Below are 16,742 nucleotides of genomic sequence, written 5' to 3' on the forward strand. Positions count from 1 at the left end.
TCAGAACGATGCATAGAGGCGCTTGAAGTGCTCCTCCAGGCTCTCCAGCGTCTTTCCCTTGGTCTCCGGCACAGCCACCCCGACGAAGAGCAGCGCGAGCCCGGCGACGAAGGCGAACAAGAGGAAGGTGCCGAAGCCCAGCGCGGCGACCAGAGAGGGGAACGCGAAGGAGATGATCGAGTTGGTCACCCACAGCACCAGCACCGCGAAGCCCATCGCCACGCCACGCAGTCGCAGCGGGAAGATCTCCGACAGCATCAGCCAGGCCAGCGGGCCGATGGTGCCCTGCATCAGACCCACGAAGAGCAGGATGCAGATGAGGAGAAGCCAGGCGCGGATCGGGCTGTGCTGCGGCAGCGCGATCCCGAAGATTCCGACGAGCAGGTGGGCGATCAGGATGCCGGTGAAGCCGAACAGCATCATTCCGCGCCGATTGAACCTGTTCAGCAGCGGCAGGGCGATGAGCATCGCGATGACGGAGATCAGCCCGATGAGCACATTGAAGATGAGCGCGGAGTTCCGGGTGAAACCAGCCTGTTCGAGCACCTGGGTGCCGTAGTACTGCATGGAATTGATCCCGGTCAGCTGCTGGAAGGCGGCGATGCCCATTCCGATGACGATCAGCCGCTTGATCCAGGGCTGCGACTTGATCTCGCCCCACGCGCTGTAATTCTCGGTCAGTTCCCGTTCGTCCTCGATCAGCTGCACGATCTCGGCATGCTCCGCGACCGCCCGCTCGGGTCGGCGCAGGTCTTTCAGGACGGCCAGCGACTCGTCGTTTCGGCCTTTCAATGCCAGCCATCGCGGGCTCTCCGGCAGTCGCAGCATGCCGACGAACAACGCGATCGCGGGGAGGGCCGCGATAGTCAGCATGTAGCGCCAGACGTCCGCGTTACCGCCCCAGATGTTGCCGATGATCGCATTGCAGAGGAAGGCCAGGAACTGGCCGCCGACGATCATCAGTTCGTTGCGGCTGACCAGCCCACCGCGCTTCTCGAACGGCGCGACTTCGCCGAGGTACACGGGGACGGTCACCGAAGCGCCGCCCACGGCGAGGCCGAGGATGAACCGGGAGACGAGGAAGATCCCGTAAGTGGGCGAGAAGGCGCTGGCGACCGCACCGATGAAGAAGATGACAGCCAGCACGATGATGGTGCGCTTGCGGCCGAACGTGTCGGCGATCCGACCGCCGACGAGGGCGCCGAGCGCCGCCCCGATCAGGAGCAGGAAGGTGATGAGCCCCTCCTGCACCGCATTGAGGTGGAAGTAATCGACGATGAAGCTCAGCGCGCCGTTCAGCACGCCGGTGTCATATCCGAACAGCAGTCCGCCGAACGTGGCGATGACCGCGATGACACCGACGCGGCGGTTGAAGCGACGATCGTCGCCGAGCGGCGGGAGGGCCTTGCTGGCCACCGTTGCGGTGGTGGGGATGTGGGACATGTGCGTCTGGCACCTTTCCGGTCTCGACCTTGAGCGGCGTTGTGAAACTAATTAGTACGCTTGACAGGACAAACTATCAATGTGTCAGAGTAGATGCAACAACTATCCGCCGAAACCCACATCGGAGACACGCATGCCCCTGGTCAGAATCGAACTCAACGAAGGCCGGCCGCCGGCCGAGATCCGCGCGATCGCGGACGCCATCCACGACGCGATCGTCGCCCAATACCGCATCCCCCCGCGCGACCGATTCCAGATCGTCGCCGAGCGCCCGGCCGGCTCGATCATCGCCGAGGACGCGGGCTTGGGCTTCGAACGCAGCGACGGCGTCGTCATGATCCAGATCTTCACACAGCGGGGCCGCACTGTGGAGGCCAAGCAGAGCCTGTTCGCCGAGATCGCGCAGCGCCTGGAGGGCGTCGGCGTAGGGGGTGAGGACGTGTTCATCGGGTACGTGGAGAACGGCCCAGAGGACTGGTCGTTCGGCTTCGGCCGCTCGCAGTACCTCACCGGCGAACTCGCCGTACCGTCGGCGGCAGGCGCATGACGGCCACCGCCCCCGCCGTCGCTGTCGCCAGCACCTTGCGGCGCGCCGCCGAGCAGTACCCGCAGACCGCGCTCTGGAACGACTCCGCCGACGTCGCGCAACTCCGGCAGTCGATCGAGTTCGGCGCGGTCGGCGCGACCTGCAATCCCGTGATCGCTCTCTCCGTCGTCAGGGCGAACCTCCAGCGGTGGCAGCCGCGGATCGCGGCGATCGCTGCCGAGAACCCCACCTGGGGCGAGTCGCAGATCGGCTGGCGCGTCGTCGAGGAGCTCTCCATCGAGGCGGCAGAACTGCTGCTTCCGACCTTCCGCGCATCGGAAGGACTGAATGGTCGACTCTCGATTCAGACCGACCCGCGCCTGCACCGCGATGCCGACGCTCTGGTCGAACAGGCCGTCCGTTTCTCGGCGCTCGCCGAGAACATCATCGTCAAGATCCCCGCCACAGCGGTCGGTATTCGCGCGATCGAAGAGGCCACCTACCGCGGCGTGAGCATCAACGTGACCGTCTCGTTCACCGTCCCCCAGGCCGTGCAGGCGGCGGAAGCCATCGAACGCGGCCTTGATCGGCGCGCGACCGACGGCCTCCCCGAACGGGAATTCGGCTCCGTGGTCACGATCATGGGTGGACGACTCGATGACTGGCTGAAGACCGTGGCCGCACGAGAGCGCATCCTCGTCGATCCCGGCCATTTGGACTGGGCGGGCGTCGCGGCACTCAAGCGGGCCTATGCGATCTTCGGCGAACGCGGGTACCGTTCGCGCATCCTGTCCGCCGCCTTCCGTAGTGCGCTGCAGTGGTCGGAGCTCGTGGGCGGCGACCTCGTCGTCTCTCCCCCGTTCGACTGGCAGAGGCTGGTCAACGACAATGACCTTCCGGTGGAATCCCGTATCGAACGACCCGTGGATCCGGAGATCCTGGACACTCTCACCCGGCGATTCCCCGACTTCCGCCGAGCCTACGAGCCCGACGGGATGACGATCGACGAATTCGACGACTTCGGAGCGACGAGGATCACGCTCAGGCAGTTCCTCGACGCCGACGCGGCCCTGGACGCGCTGGTGCGAGACGTGTTGATCCCCGCGCCGTGACGGTGCACGGCGGCAATCTTCAATAGGTTTGTCCGGACATATTGACGACAGGATGTAATGCGCCCTATGGTTCCCTCAGCAACGATGCGAACCCGGTCGCCCCCTCGACCGGTGAGAAGGGACACAGCGAAGTGAAACTCATCAACACCCGACGTGGGCTTGCGGTCCTGGCGATCGCCAGCACCGCAGCCCTCCTGCTGGCCGCCTGCAGCTCCACTGCGAAGCCGAGCGCGAACGGTCTCGACGACGGCTTCGGAAAGCGCTCCGCCGACCGCAAGGCGTACTTCTTCACCTACTACAACGCAGCAAGCGACGTCTTCTGGGCGCAGATCCAGAAAGGAGCGGACGACGCCGCCAAGCTCGGCGGTCTGAAGATGGTGAATCAAACGGCTGCCGGCGACGACAGCAAAATGGTCGACCTCATCCAGGCGGCCATCGCCCAGAAGCCCTCCCTCATGTTCATCCCATTCAACTCGGGAGAGAAGTGGGTGAAGCAGGCGTGCGAGGCCCACCAAGCCGGCATCAGTGTCATCGCCTACAACGTCCCGGCGCCCGACGACGGCAAAGCCTGCGTCGACGGCTTCGTCGGTCAGGACTTCACCGCGGTCGGAAAGATCCTCGGCCAGCAGCTCCTGAAGGACGTCCCCAACCTGTCCTCCGGCGACACGGTCCTCCTGCCCGCCGAAGAGCCGAGCCAGCCGTACGCGATCCAGCGCGGTGGCGGCGTACAGCAGGCTCTCGACGCCAAGGGCGTCAAGGGGATCTACCTCCGTACCTCCGGCACCGACTCCGACGCGCTCGACGCCATGACCACCTGGCTGACCGCGCACAAGGATGTCAAGGCCATCGTCCCGCTCGGTGGAACCCCGAACCGGAACGCCGTCGCGGCGGAAGACGCGGCCGGAGTGAAGGTGCCGATCCTCGGCTTCGACACCTCCCCCCAGGTGATCGCCGCCATCAAGAGCGGACGCGAACTCGCGACCGCCGACCAGCAGGGCTACGTGCAGGGCTTCCAGTCGGTGATGCAGGGGGTCCTCAAGATCGACTTCGGTCTCTCGGCCGCAGACATCAACTCCGGCGGTAACGGACTCATCACCAAGGACAACGTCACCTTCCTCGAGGCGAAAGACCTCCAGGGCGTTCGCTACTGACCGGCCCGGTGCACGGGAGGCGCCCCCGACCTCCCGTGCACCGCTTCTCATTCACCTACTGGCCGGCAGGCCACTTCCGAAGGACAAACCGTGTCGACTCATACCCCGACTCCCGAGCCTCCCGGCACTACCCATGTGCTCACGGCACCGGCAACCGCCCCCATCTCAGCCGCCGCGCGGACCCGGCTCGCCGACAACGTCCCGGACACCCTCTCGGGCAAGTTCTTCGAGAGCATCCGCTACATCCGCGGTCGCGGCGCCCTCGAGATCGGCCTGATCACCCTCGTCGTGACCCTCGGCTTCTGCATCGCCGCGGTGGTCGCGCCCGATTCGTTCCCCTTCCTCGACCCGGCCAACCTGCAGGGCGTGATCTTCCAGTCGATACCGGTGTACGCGATCCTCGCCATCGGGACCGGAATCCTCATGATCGCCGGAGAGTTCGACCTCTCCCTGGGCGCCAACTTCGGCCTCTCGGCCATCGTGTTCGTCCACACGGCGAATGCGGCCGGCTGGGTCGCCGGCTTCTTCGCAGCACTCGCCACCGGGACGGCGATCGCGCTCATCAACGGGCTCGTGGTCGTCATCACCAAGATCCCGTCCTTCATCGCAACGCTCGGGCTCGGGTTCTTCTGGACCGGTATGGCGTTCGTCTTCAACGGGACGATGCCCGCGATCCTCTCCGCAGACGGGACGACGACGACCGTCTTCGCCGGAGACCTCGGCTTCGTCCGGTCGCAGCTGATCTGGCTGACGGTGATCGGCGTCGCCGGCTGGCTCTTCCTCCACCGGCACAAGACCGGAAACGCCATCTTCGCCGTCGGCGGAAACGCCGCAGCCGCGAAAGCGATCTCGATCAACCCGGCCAGAATCAAGCTCCTCTCCTTCGCGCTCCTCGGCGCACTGGTCGCGATCGCGGGGGTCATCACCGCCGTCCGCACCACGAGCATCCAGCCGGGGACGACGGACACGTACACCCTCATGTCCGTCGCCGGCGCTGTCGTCGGCGGGTGCTCTCTCAACGGCGGACGCGGATCCATCATCGGTATGGTCATCGGCGCCGCGCTCATCCAGCTCATCCAGGACGGCCTCATCCTCGCCAACGCACCAGGCTTCTACGTTCAGCTCTTCGTGGGCCTGCTCATCGTTGTCGCGGCCGTCGCCAACAAGCTCTTCGAAGGAAAGGCATCGTGACCGTGGACACCGACGACTACCTGCTCCGCGTCGAGGGGATCACCAAGACCTACGGCGCCAACACCGTCCTGCGCGACGTGAGCTTCGACGTCGGAAAGGGCGAAGTCGTCGGCCTTCTCGGCGACAACGGCGCCGGCAAGTCGACGCTCGTCAAGATCCTGTCCGGCGTCGTTCCCTACTCGAGCGGCGCGTACTACTGGGACGGCGCCCCGATCCCGCGAGTCGATCGCAGGGTCACCGAGGAGAACGGGGTGGAGACGATCTTTCAGGACTCGGCGCTCGTCCCGTCCCTGTCGATCACCCGCAACATCTTCATGGGCCGCGAGGTCACCAACCGTCTCGGCTTCATGAAGCTCAAGCAGATGGACGCCATCGCCACGGACATCCTCGACTCGGTCGTCACCATCGAGGGCATCAAGAGCTCCAAGCAGCTCGTCAGCTCGCTGTCCGGTGGCCAGGCTCAGGCCGTCGCGATCGCGCGAGCCGTCCACTTCAAGCGACGACTGCTCATCCTCGACGAGCCGACCAGCGCTCTGGCGGTGCGTGCGACGGAGGCGCTGCTGGCCTACCTCCGCCAGCTGAAATCGGAGGGGGTGTCCAGCGTCCTGGTCACCCACAACCTGCACCACGCCTACCAGGTCTGCGACCGGCACATCGTCATGAACCACGGGCGCAAGATCCTCGACGTCCGGCGGGAAGATACCTCGGTCGACGAGCTCACGGCCGCGGTCGTCGGCGGAGCGGACGGAGTGCGCAGCTATCGCGAGGGCCTGGCCGAGGTGTAGATGCCGGGAGGGCGGCGGCCCGATCGCCGCCGCCCCGGCAGAGGCCGGCGTGTTGTTCAGCGGGATGTCTGCGCGCCCGAACTCGGACACGATCCCCTCGATCAGCCCTTCGAGGCTTCCGGCCCGTCGAGGAGCGGCTCAGCTGCTCGACCGGACCGTTTCGACGTACTGCTGCACGCGTTCGAAGAGTTCGAAATCGTACGGACCCCATTCGGGCCGAGGAGTGCGCGGTCCGACGTACGGTTCGTCCTGGTAACGATCCTGATACTCCGCGAGCTTCGCCTCGAGTCCCCGTCTGACCTCGGCGTAGGCCGGATCGTCAGCGACGTTCCTGACTTCTGCCGGGTCGCTGTTGAGGTCGTAGAGCTCCCATTCGGGCTCGGTAATCAGGTCCGAGGACCCGGGAACACCGAGGCCTGCTCCGTAGTAGTAGATCAGCTTGTGATCGGCTGTGCGGATGCCGTAGTGAGCGGGGGCGGCATGGATCGGGTCGTCGTGCTCCCAGTACCGGTAATACATCGCGTCCGGCCAGTCCTCCACCGTCTCGCCACGAAGCAGTTTCAGGAAGCTGCGCCCCTGCGAGGTGGCGAGTTCGGCCGACGGGTCGATTCCGCACGCGTCGAGGAACGTGGCCGCGAAGTCCACGTTCGTGATGGTCGCCTCGCATCGGCTGCCCGCCTCGATCACAGTGGGCCAGCGGACCAGCATGGGCATCTGGAGCGATTGGTCGAACATCAGCCGCTTGTCGAACCAGCCGTGGTCGCCGAGGAAGAATCCCTGATCCGACGTGTAGACGATCAGCGTGTTCTCTGCCCGGCCCGTCTCCTCGAGGTGGTCGAGCAGGCGTCCGACGTTGTCGTCGATGGACTGGATGCACTGGAGGTAGTCGCGCATGTAGATCTGGTACTTCCAGCTCATGCGCGCTTCACGGTTCTCGGGACCGCGCAGATGTTCGGGCACCTCGGTTTTCAGGTCATCTGCGCCCATGTCGTCGGCGATCGTCATGTGGACACCGCGCACGGCCTTGCTCCGGGTCTCGTAGTCGTCGAAGAACGTCTCCGGCTCCGGGATGAGCCCGTCCGCGTAGAGGTGCTTGTGCTTCTCGTCCGGGATCCAGGGTCGGTGCGGTGCTTTGTGGTGGACCATCAGGCAGAACGGCTCGTCGTCCGCGAGCCCGTCCATCCAGTCGATCGAAAGGTCGGTGACGATGTCCGTCGCATACCCGGGCACTGTGACCGTGCCGTTCTCGTCGATCATCTCCGGATCGACGTAGTCGCCCTGGCCGGGGAAGATCGTCCACGCGTCGAAGCCTTTCGGCAACGACCTCCCGTGCTCTCCGAGGTGCCATTTTCCGAACATCGCCGTCTTGTAGCCGCTCCCCTGCAGCACGTCGATGAAGGTCGGAACCCGGTAATCGAATTCCGTCCAGATCGAGGACACCCCGTTCACGTGACTGTAGGTGCCGGTGAGGATGGTGGCGCGCGACGGGCTGCAGATCGAGTTGGTGCAGTAGACGGCGTCCATGCGCATCCCCTCGTCCGCGATCCGGTCGAGGTTCGGCGTGCGGTTCACTCGACTGCCGTAGGCCGAGATCGCGTGGGCGGCGTGGTCGTCGGACATGATGAAGATGATGTTGGGCCGGGCCATGGTGTTCTCCCCTGGAGTCGTGCTTGCAGATGTCACAGGGTCACCGTGACGGTTCGTTGGTTGCCCGTGCGGTGACCAGTAGTTCCGGACTGGGCTCATAGCCGACACGCCAGGCCTTCACCCAGATCGGCGAGTCAACGGCGATCGGCTCGTCGTACGGGTGCCACGACCGCCCATCGGTCTGAGTGATGCCGATCTCGCTGAGCGGGCTCGCCGTCTCTGCGGGCCCCCGCGCTTCCTCGGTCGTCCAGCCGAGGATCGCGCCAGGAGTCTCGGAGCACATCGTCAGGACACCGTTGTCGACGCTCGCGTTCGGCTGGGCGGTTCTCCGACGCACGCCGCCAGGGCGCCATGCCTCTTCGAGCTCGGCCTCGGGCTGCATGCCGAGGTCCCCGAACCGGTCGATCCAGCCGGCAAGGGCCTCCCGAAGCCGGATGAGGTCGGCGGCGTAGGCCGGGTCGGCTGCGAGGTTGTTCGTCTCGTGCGGGTCGGCGACGATGTCGTACAGCTCTTCGGCGGGTTTCGATTGCGCCACGACGGAGCGTTGCAGCGGACTCATCAGTGAGGGACGCTCCCCGCGTGCGCGCTGCTGCGTCTCGTGCGACGCGAGCCGGCGGTACGCGGCCCACGTCGCCAAATGGTCGGGGTATTCGGTGTGGATCATCGCCGGCTTGTCGGGGAAGTCGTTCCGGATGTAGCGGAAGCGTCGGTCACGTACCGTTCGCGAACGGTCTTCCGCCTCTCCCTGCCGGTCCCGTCCGCCGTAGGTGTAGGCGTTCGGTTCGGCGATCAGTGCGTCGTCCGAGTCGAACAGCGGGACCCCGTGCATGGCTGCCGGCACGTCAAGACCGGCAAGTCGCAGCATCGTGGGCGCCAGATCCATGGTGTGAACCAGCCCCGTGGCGGAGACTCCCGCGGGGAATCGGCCGGGCCAGCTCACGATCAACGGCTCGCGCAGACCCGATTCGTTGGGCCACCGCTTGGCTCGCGGCATCCCCTTTCCGTGGTCGCTCCAGAACACCACGATGGTGTCGTCGAGCAACCCGTCCGCCTCGAGTTGCGCGATGATCCCGCCGGCCCAGTGGTCCATCTCGGTGATGAGGTCGGAGTATCGGGCCCAGGCGTTCCGGAAGGCCGGTTCGTCCGGATAGTACGGCGGCAGAGGCGCGGCCGCCGGGTCGTGCCGATCGGCTTCGGAGACGTGCGAGGTGGCCGCCGAGAACGCCTCGTCGTCGAGGTAGAGCTGGGACTCGTGGGTGGCCATTCCGTGGAAGACGGCGAAGAAGGGTGTTTCCTCGTCGGGTCTGTTCCGCCAGTGGGCCGTCGGGCTGCAGTCGTCGAACGCGATGTCCGGCAGCTCGATCTGGAAGTCGGTGAACCAGTTGTTCGTGCAGTAGTAGCCCGCCTGCCGGAAGATCTCGGGCAGGAGTCGCACCGTCGGGGGAAGCACCGCCTTCGAGCGCATGTGCATGGTTCCGATCGCAGTGGGGAAGCAGCCGGTGATGATCGCCGACCGCGATGGCGCACAGATCGGTGCAGCAGCGAATGCGTTGTCGAACCGGATTCCGCGCGACGCCAGGGCATCGAGGTGGGGCGTGACCGCATACTCCGCTCCCGGCCAGACACCCGTGTAACAGCCCAGATCGGGGTTGATGTCGTGAGTGCTGATCCAGACGATGTTGGGACGTCGGCGACCGGATCTCACGGTGCGACGACCGACAGTGAGGTCTGGGCCAGCCCGTCCGCGACCTCGACGAGCGTCGAGGCGTCGATCGCGCCGGATTTCGCCATGCCCAGGATGCTCGCCCACGGCGTGGAGGCCACGAGTTCGGTCGTGCCGAGCCACGGAAGGTACCTTTCCAGCACCGCCCGGGTGGAGTCGTCGGCGAGCAGGGCGTGCACGGGCGTCTGCAGGAGCGGGAGTGCGGGCAGCGTCGTGACATCCGGCAGCGGTTCTGCCACGGCTCGTGCCCTGCTCGCATCCGCTGCGGCGCGGAGGTGCTCCGGTCCGGCGTCTCCCTCGACAGGCAGGCCGAGGCGGGTGAACACGCTCGCCGGGGTGTCGTTCTCCCGAAGGAGCTCCAGAAGGACGGCGATCATCCGCAACTCCACCTCGTCGTCGACGATCGGCGCCGTTTGGCCGGGGTCGGTTTCCAGGTCCCACAGAAGCGTCCCGTGCTGCCAGGAGTTGATCCGGAAGCCGGAGACAGCATCCACCCGCATGGTGCGCAGGCCCTTCGTGAAGGTGAACGGCTCGGCGGGCTCCCAATCGAGCAGTTCGGAGACCGCGAACCTGCTGCGCATGTGGGTCGGCATCAGGGTGTAGTCCTCGATGGGCCCGTTGCCGGCATCCACGCTGGCACGCATGTAGACGTAGCGGCCGTCGGTGACGTTGACGTGACCGCCGTGGATGCCGAACAGCGCCGCCGGCTTACCCGTGCTGACCGCCAAGTCCTGCCCGAGCATGTCAGCCGTCGGTTCGATGCCGAAGAATCCGAGGACGGTGGGCGCGATGTCGATAGTCTGCGCGAGGTCGCCCCTCCGGGTGTCGGCTGCTCCGGATCGCGGGTCCCACAGGAACATCGGCAGGCGCACGAGTTCGTTGAACCAGGGCTGCACCGACTTCGCCCACCACCCGTGCTCCCCGAGCAGGAAGCCGTGGTCGGTGTTGACGATGAGCATCGTGTCGTCCCACATGTCGTTGTCGTCCATGTAGTCGAGCACCCGGCCGAGGGAGAAGTCGCACATCGACACGAGAGCCGCGTACTGCGTGCGCGCGTGCTCGACCTGATCCTCCGGCTCGACGACTTTCGCGTAATCGGGCCAGTCGAACTCCGGTCCGTCGTACCCGTCGGGATACAGCTCGCGGTACTTCTGATGGACGAAGAACGGCTCGTGCGGGTCGAAGAGCTCGATCTGCAGCAACCACCGGTCCGCGCCGACGTTGGTCTCGAGGAACTCGATGCCCGCATCGACCGTGCGCGTTTGCGTGTGCTCGGCCTCCGTGGTCATGTAGCGGCGGTTGACGGCGTCCTGAGTCTTGAGCGTCGCCGGGAAACGGGCCCCGCGGAGTGCGTCTGCATCACCCTTCCAGTTGTCGCCCTCCTGGCCGCGGAAGAACTCCCACGTGTTGTAGCGCGTGTGGTACGTCCCCCCGCCGTCCTCCCAGTAGTGCTGGTGGTCGGATACGAGATGCGTGTGGACACCGTCGTTCTTCAGCATCTCCGGCATCGAGTCGTCGAACGGTTCGAGCGGGCCCCAGCTGCGGTGCAGGAAGTTGTGCCGACCGGTGTGCAGCTCGCGCCGCGCGGGCATGCACGGCATCGAACCCGCATAGAAGCTGTCGAAGGTGACCGCTTTCTGTGCCAGACGAGCGAAATTGGGTGCGTCGACGAAGGTGTCGGCGTAGGGCGGCAGCATGTGCCGGTTCAGGCTGTCGAACATCAGAATGATGGCGCGCATGGTGAAGGTCCTTGCTCGAGTCGAGATCAGAGAGCGGCGAGGGCGACCGTGCTGGTCGATTCGCGGTTTTGTCTGGAGAGAAGTTCGTGCCGCTCCGACCGCCGCTTCTGCTGCAGCACAGGATCGGGAACGGGTGCCGCGAGGAAGAGCCGCTGGGTGTAGGGATGCTCGGGGCGGGTGGTGACCTGCTCTGCGTCGCCCCACTCGACGATCTCGCCGTGATACATCACCGCCACGCGGTGGCTCAGGTGACGAACGACGGAGAGGTCGTGCGAAACGAACAGGTACGCGACGCCGGTGCGCTCCTGAATCTCCTTGAAGAGTTCGAGCACGCGCGCCTGGGTGGAGAGGTCCAGGGCGGACACCGGCTCATCGCAGACGATCAGCCGCGGTTGAAGGGCCAGGGCGCGGGCGATCGCGACCCGCTGACGCTGGCCACCGCTGAACTCGCGAGGGAGTCGGCTGCCGGCGTCGCTGGGAAGGCGCACTTCGTCCAGCAGGCTGCGAACCCGCGCACGTGCCTCCTTCACCGGCAGGTCCCGCACGGTCAGCGGCTCCATCAGGATCTGCTCGATCGTCATCGACGGGTTCAGCGAGGTGTAGGGGTCCTGAAAGACGACCTGAATCTCGTGGGCCAACTCTCGCCGGTTCTTCTTCGACAGCTTCGCGAGATCGCGGCCGTCGTAGGAGATGGATCCGCCGGTCACGGGCGCCAGGCCGAGCACGGCGCGACCGAGGGTCGTCTTCCCGGACCCGGACTCCCCCACCAGCCCCACTGTCTCGCCCGCCTTGATGTCGAGCGAGACGCCTTTCAGGGCGCGGAACGGCTTCTTGCCCAGCCCTTTCGCCGGGTATTCGACGACGACATCGCGGATGTCGACCAGGGTCTCGTTCATCGGAGGGCTCCATTCGTGTCGACGACTGACGTGTCCACGGCTGGCGTGTCGACGGCTGGCATGTCGATCGCACCGGACCCGGACGGCGCCGGCTCCTCGAGGACAGCGTCGAAGAGCGACCGGGTGTACGGGTGCTGAGGTTCGGCGAACAGGTCACGTACGGGTCCTGTCTCGACGATCCGCCCGGATCGCATCACGGACACGGTGTCGCAGATGTCGGCGACGACGCCGAAGTTGTGCGTCACCAGGATCATCCCCATGTTCAGCTCGCTCTGCAGGTCCCGCAGCAGGTCCAGGACGTCGGCCTGCACCGTCACATCCAGCGCCGTGGTCGGTTCGTCGGCGATCAGAAGATCCGGGTCGCACGAGACGGCGCCGGCAATCAGGACGCGCTGCGCCATACCCCCGGAGATTTCATGCGGGTACGCGTTGAAGGTGCGCTCGGGGTTCGGGATGCCGACTCGCCTCAACAATTCCAGCGCACGGGTCTTCGCAGCAGCCTTGCCGATCTTCAGCTTGGCTCTCATCGGCTCCACCAGTTGGCTGCCGACGGTGAAGGACGCGTCAAGGTTCGACATCGGTTCCTGAGGGATGTACGCGATCTTGAGGCCCCGCAACGCTCGCATCTGCGCGGGCGTCTGAGTGGCCAGATCCGTACCCTCGAACGAGATGGACCCGCCGACGATCCGGCCGCCTTCCGGCAGAAGCCGGAGGACGGACCACGCCGTCTGGGTCTTGCCCGATCCGGACTCGCCGATCAGGCCGTGCACCTCTCCCCTGTGGACGGTGAGCGACACGTCTTCCACGACCGTGGTGACGGACCCGTCTTCCTGGCCGTACCCGACCGCGAGCTCCGTGACCTCGAGGAGCACCTCCGATCCGTCGAAGCGGTGGTCCTCGCCGTGGTCCACGACCGGCTCACGGACGATCTGCGGTGCCACCAGCGGGGTGTCCCGCCGGGCACGACGACGCCGTGAACCACTGCGCTCAAGCGTGTCGCGCAGGGCGTTGGCGAGGAGGACGAGAGAGACGCACGTCAGTCCGATCGCGAGGCTCGGCCAGACCATCAGCACCGGGTCGGTGTAGATGTTCGAGAAGCCCTCGTTGAGCATCGAACCCCAGGTCGGAATGGACAGGTCGCCCAGGCCGAGGAACTCCAGCCCGGCTTGGATCGAAATGGCGACGCCGGCGACGAACGACGCCTGAACGAGCGCGGGACCACGGACGACAGTCAGGATGTGCCGGGAGATGATGCGGCCGTCGGTGAGACCCGAGACGCGGGCCGCGTCCACGTAGAGCTCGTCGCGCACTGCGGACACGGTCGAGTAGACGAGACGATAGAACGCCGGAGAGAGGAGTACCCCGAAGATGGCCATCGACGTCCACAGCGAGGGCCCGAGGACCGCACGGGCGGCCAGGAGGACGACGATTCCCGGGAGAGCCTGCAGAAGCCCGACGACCCAGGCGGACGCCCCTTCGAACCATCGGCCGTAGTACCCGGCGATGAGCCCGCCCGTCACGCCGACCAGCGCGGCGACGACGAGCGCAAGCGCCGCACCTGCGATGCTGAAGCGCGTGGCGTACAGCAGCCGCGAGAGGACGTCGCGGCCGGCGCTGTCGGTGCCGAGGAGATGCTCAGGACTGATCGGGCCCAGCACGTTGGCGGCCGACGCGGTATCCGGGCTGTAGGGAGCCAGAAGCGGGCCGAAGATCGCGACGAGCACGATGAAGACGAGGAAAGCCAGCGACGCCACGGCGATGGGTTTCTTCAGGAGGCGACGCAGCAACGATCGTGACGGACGTGTGACGGCCGCGTGGATCTCATCGGTGAGATCACCGGCGAGCGGGTCGATCATGAGAGACGCACCTTCGGGTTGAGCCAACCTTGTGCCAGGTCGACGACGAGATTCAGGAGGACGACGAGGATCGCCGTCGCGATGACGAGACCCATCACCAAGGGGATGTCGCCCTGCGATGTCGCAGTGACCGCCACCTGACCGATACCGGGGATGGCGAAGATCTGCTCGATGATCACAGCGCCGCCGAGAAGCCCGACGAAGTGGACGCCGAGAACCGCCAGGGCGGGCCCAGCGGCGTTCCGGAGAACGTGCTTGAACACGACGGACCTCGTCGAGAGTCCGCGACTGTTCAAGGTGCGCACGTAGTCCTGGCGAAGAGAATCGATCATCGATCCCCTGATCTGCTGGGTCACGCTCGCGATGCCTCCCAACGAGAGAGCGATGACAGGCAGCGTGATGGAGCTGATCCACCCTTGGGGAGAGTCCGTGAACTGGACGTACCCGGTCGGGGCGAACCAGCCGAGGTTGATGGCGAAGACCACCACGAGGCCCAGGGCGATGAGAAACCCGGGGATGGCGGTGCCGATCAGCGAGATGACCTGGACGACCGTGTCGATCCAGCCGCCCCGGGTCGCGGCGAGCACACCCAGGATGACGGAAACGACCGCGATGAGGATGGTCGCGCCGAATACCAAGGACAGCGTGACGGCGAGCCTGCTCAGGATGGCATCGCTGACGGGCTGGCTGGTGAACCAGGAGGCACCGAAATCACCGTGGAAGACGCCGGAGATCCAGGAACCGAACTGGGCGAACAGCGGCCGGTCCAGGCCCAGTTCGTGCGATTTCTGGGCAACCGTCTGCGCCGAGGCGTCTTCGCCGAGAAGCCGGCGCGCAATGTCGCCGCCTCCGGCATACAGGAGCAGGAACGCGATCACGGAGATCGTGATCACGAGGATGATGCCCGAGATGACGCGCCGAGCGATGAAGGAGAGCATGGTTGGGTCCTTTTGAACGGTCGGGGTGGGACGGGGGTCCGGCCCACCCCGACGTCGTCACTTCTTCGGAACGAAGTTCCAGAGGTACGGGTAGGCGTTGCCCGTCTGGGTCTCGACGGACGTCTTCGGGTCCGTGGCGTACGTCTGCTGAGGGCGGTACCACGGCGCGAACCAGGCCTGCTGGACGATGTACGTGTTCAGCTTCTTGGCGGCGGCAGTAGCGTCGGCCGTGGAGCCCGACTGGATGGTCTTGGCGAGGGAACCGACCGTGTCGTCTTTGGTGTGGAACGGGTTCCAGCCGGCCGTGGGCAGCACGTCGAGGGTCAGGGTCTCCCAGGTGGTGGGCGCCGCCTTCAGCTGCATGACCGTGCTCCCGTATTTCGCCGCGAGGAGGTCACCGAGGAAACTCGTGGGCGCGACGTTGACCTGGTTCACCTTGATGCCGACGTCTCCGAGATACTGCTGGACCAGAGCGTAGGTCGCCGGGGTGAAGCCCGACGATGAGGGCATCGTGAGTGTGATGTCACCGTCGGAGTACCCCGCCTCTTTGAGCAGCGCCTTCGCCTTCTTGGGATCGAACGAGTAGTAGCTGTCGAGCGACTTGTCGTAGCCGGACGAGTCCGGCGAGAAGATGGACGAGGTCACATCGCCGTAACCCTGGCCGATCGCCTTGAGCATCGCCTTGCGGTCGAACGCGTAGTTGATGGCCTGGCGGACCTTGACGTTGGCGAGTGCCGGGGAAAGTGCGCCCGCCCGATCGAACAGCAACAGTCCGAAGAAGTTGAGCTGCTGCCCGTTGGCGGTGAAGCCGGCCCCCTTGATCTGGGGGATGACGGAATTGTCGGTCAACGGCGCACCGTTGATCTGGCGGCCTTTGATGGCGTTCAGGATCGCCGTCGGGGTCGAGTACACGTTCATGACCAGCTTCGCGTAGTGCTGCTGCTGGGGCGCCCAGTACTTCGGGTTCTTGGTGAAGACGTACGTGGACCCGACGACCGTCGCCCCCTTGTCGAGAACGTAGGGACCGGATCCGACCGGGTTGGTCTTCTCGTCGGGGGTTCCGAATGCCGACGGGCTCTCCTGGAGTCCGGGATTCTGCGTCAGGAACGCGAGCAGGGAGGGGTTCGGTGCGCTGAGGGTGAGCACGAGCGTCGTGGGGTCGCTCGCCTTCGCGTCGGCGAGAGTGGCCAGGTAGCCCTTCTGCGGAGACGTGCCGTCCCGGAAGCGGAGGAGGTTCTTCGCTGCGACGGATGCGTCGAACTTCGTTCCGTCGGTGAACGTCACGTCGTTGCGCAGTTTCATGGTCAGGACGGTGTTGTCGGCGTTGTACGACCACTTGGTCGCGAGCCACGGCTTCACCGTCCCGTCGGGATCGGCGTGCAACAGCGTGTCGTAGACCGCCTGCAGATAGGGCGATTCGTTGGCCCAGGCGGAATTGTCGACCGCGAAGGTGGTGGAAGCCACGATCGTTCCGATCGTGAGGGTGCCGTCAGCAGATGCGGCGGATGACGCGCCAGACGATGAGGCTGCGGGCGTGCAGCCTGTCAGCGCAAGTGCTGCGATCGCAGCCGCCGCGATCGCGGTGACTATTCGCTTCCTGAAGTTGAACATCGATGTCTCTTCCGGTGCCGTGCGGTCCACCGTTGGACCGACCTTCCGGTGACGCTAACAGCTTTTCGCGAAGGATTCTACAAGTTGAGTAAAAAAACTCGATTTGTGGAATACTTTTCTTTAT

General features: G+C 65.6%; 14 protein-coding genes. 6 read left to right on the top strand and 8 right to left on the bottom strand.

Features of this window, described 5'->3' with window-relative positions:
• Positions 1-1,443 (bottom strand): sugar porter family MFS transporter, encoded by a 1,443-nt coding sequence (locus tag AB4079_RS01430; protein ID WP_441785493.1) that lies wholly within the window; start codon positions 1,441-1,443, stop codon positions 1-3.
• A 133-nt stretch (positions 1,444-1,576) separates the two neighbouring features.
• Here AB4079_RS01430 and AB4079_RS01435 point away from each other — a divergent pair, with 133 nt between their 5' ends.
• From AB4079_RS01435 to AB4079_RS01455, 5 genes are all read left to right on the top strand, one after another.
• On the top strand, positions 1,577-1,990 hold the full coding sequence (locus AB4079_RS01435) for a tautomerase family protein (RefSeq protein WP_441785494.1): 414 nt from the start codon (positions 1,577-1,579) through the stop codon (positions 1,988-1,990).
• Positions 1,987-3,081, top strand: coding sequence for a transaldolase family protein (locus tag AB4079_RS01440; RefSeq protein WP_441785495.1), 1,095 nt, complete (start codon positions 1,987-1,989; stop codon positions 3,079-3,081). The genes AB4079_RS01435 and AB4079_RS01440 overlap by 4 nt, the downstream gene beginning before the upstream one ends.
• 131 nt (positions 3,082-3,212) lie before the next feature.
• Complete coding sequence (locus AB4079_RS01445) at positions 3,213-4,232, top strand: substrate-binding domain-containing protein (RefSeq protein ID WP_441785496.1); 1,020 nt, start codon at positions 3,213-3,215, stop codon at positions 4,230-4,232.
• Between the two features lie 90 nt (positions 4,233-4,322).
• The gene (locus tag AB4079_RS01450) at positions 4,323-5,423 is read left to right on the top strand and encodes an ABC transporter permease (RefSeq protein ID WP_441785497.1); all 1,101 of its coding nucleotides are present in this window, start codon (positions 4,323-4,325) and stop codon (positions 5,421-5,423) included.
• Positions 5,420-6,208, top strand: coding sequence for an ATP-binding cassette domain-containing protein (locus tag AB4079_RS01455; protein WP_441785498.1), 789 nt, complete (start codon positions 5,420-5,422; stop codon positions 6,206-6,208). Before AB4079_RS01450 ends, AB4079_RS01455 begins: the two co-directional genes overlap by 4 nt.
• 138 nt (positions 6,209-6,346) lie before the next feature.
• On the opposite strand, the gene AB4079_RS01460 is transcribed toward AB4079_RS01455, so the two are convergent.
• From AB4079_RS01460 to AB4079_RS01490, 7 genes are read right to left on the bottom strand one after another with little or no spacing between them, the layout of a single operon-like run.
• Positions 6,347-7,855: a sulfatase family protein gene (locus tag AB4079_RS01460; RefSeq protein WP_441785499.1), complete on the bottom strand. Its 1,509-nt coding sequence runs from the start codon at positions 7,853-7,855 to the stop codon at positions 6,347-6,349.
• 40 nt (positions 7,856-7,895) lie between these two features.
• Complete coding sequence (locus tag AB4079_RS01465; protein WP_441785500.1) at positions 7,896-9,560, bottom strand: sulfatase-like hydrolase/transferase; 1,665 nt, start codon at positions 9,558-9,560, stop codon at positions 7,896-7,898.
• Positions 9,557-11,317: a sulfatase gene (locus tag AB4079_RS01470; protein ID WP_441785501.1), complete on the bottom strand. Its 1,761-nt coding sequence runs from the start codon at positions 11,315-11,317 to the stop codon at positions 9,557-9,559. Before AB4079_RS01470 ends, AB4079_RS01465 begins: the two co-directional genes overlap by 4 nt.
• 26 nt (positions 11,318-11,343) lie before the next feature.
• On the bottom strand, positions 11,344-12,213 hold the full coding sequence (locus AB4079_RS01475; protein ID WP_441785502.1) for an ATP-binding cassette domain-containing protein: 870 nt from the start codon (positions 12,211-12,213) through the stop codon (positions 11,344-11,346).
• Positions 12,210-14,069 (bottom strand): dipeptide/oligopeptide/nickel ABC transporter permease/ATP-binding protein, encoded by a 1,860-nt coding sequence (locus AB4079_RS01480; RefSeq protein ID WP_441785503.1) that lies wholly within the window; start codon positions 14,067-14,069, stop codon positions 12,210-12,212. Before AB4079_RS01480 ends, AB4079_RS01475 begins: the two co-directional genes overlap by 4 nt.
• Positions 14,066-15,007, bottom strand: a complete 942-nt coding sequence (locus AB4079_RS01485; RefSeq protein ID WP_441785504.1) for an ABC transporter permease — start codon at positions 15,005-15,007, stop codon at positions 14,066-14,068. Before AB4079_RS01485 ends, AB4079_RS01480 begins: the two co-directional genes overlap by 4 nt.
• A 57-nt stretch (positions 15,008-15,064) precedes the next feature.
• Entirely contained in the window at positions 15,065-16,471 is a 1,407-nt protein-coding gene (locus AB4079_RS01490) for an ABC transporter substrate-binding protein (protein WP_441785505.1), read from the bottom strand.
• On the opposite strand from AB4079_RS01490, the gene AB4079_RS01495 reads away from it, so the two are divergent.
• On the top strand, positions 16,461-16,670 hold the full coding sequence (locus AB4079_RS01495; RefSeq protein WP_441785506.1) for a hypothetical protein: 210 nt from the start codon (positions 16,461-16,463) through the stop codon (positions 16,668-16,670). The two genes, AB4079_RS01490 and AB4079_RS01495, sit on opposite strands and share 11 nt — an antisense overlap.
• The last annotated feature ends 72 nt before the right edge of the window (positions 16,671-16,742 follow it).

Origin of the sequence: Leifsonia sp. 2MCAF36, assembly GCF_052115525.1 — a bacterium.
GTDB lineage: Bacteria > Actinomycetota > Actinomycetes > Actinomycetales > Microbacteriaceae > Leifsonia.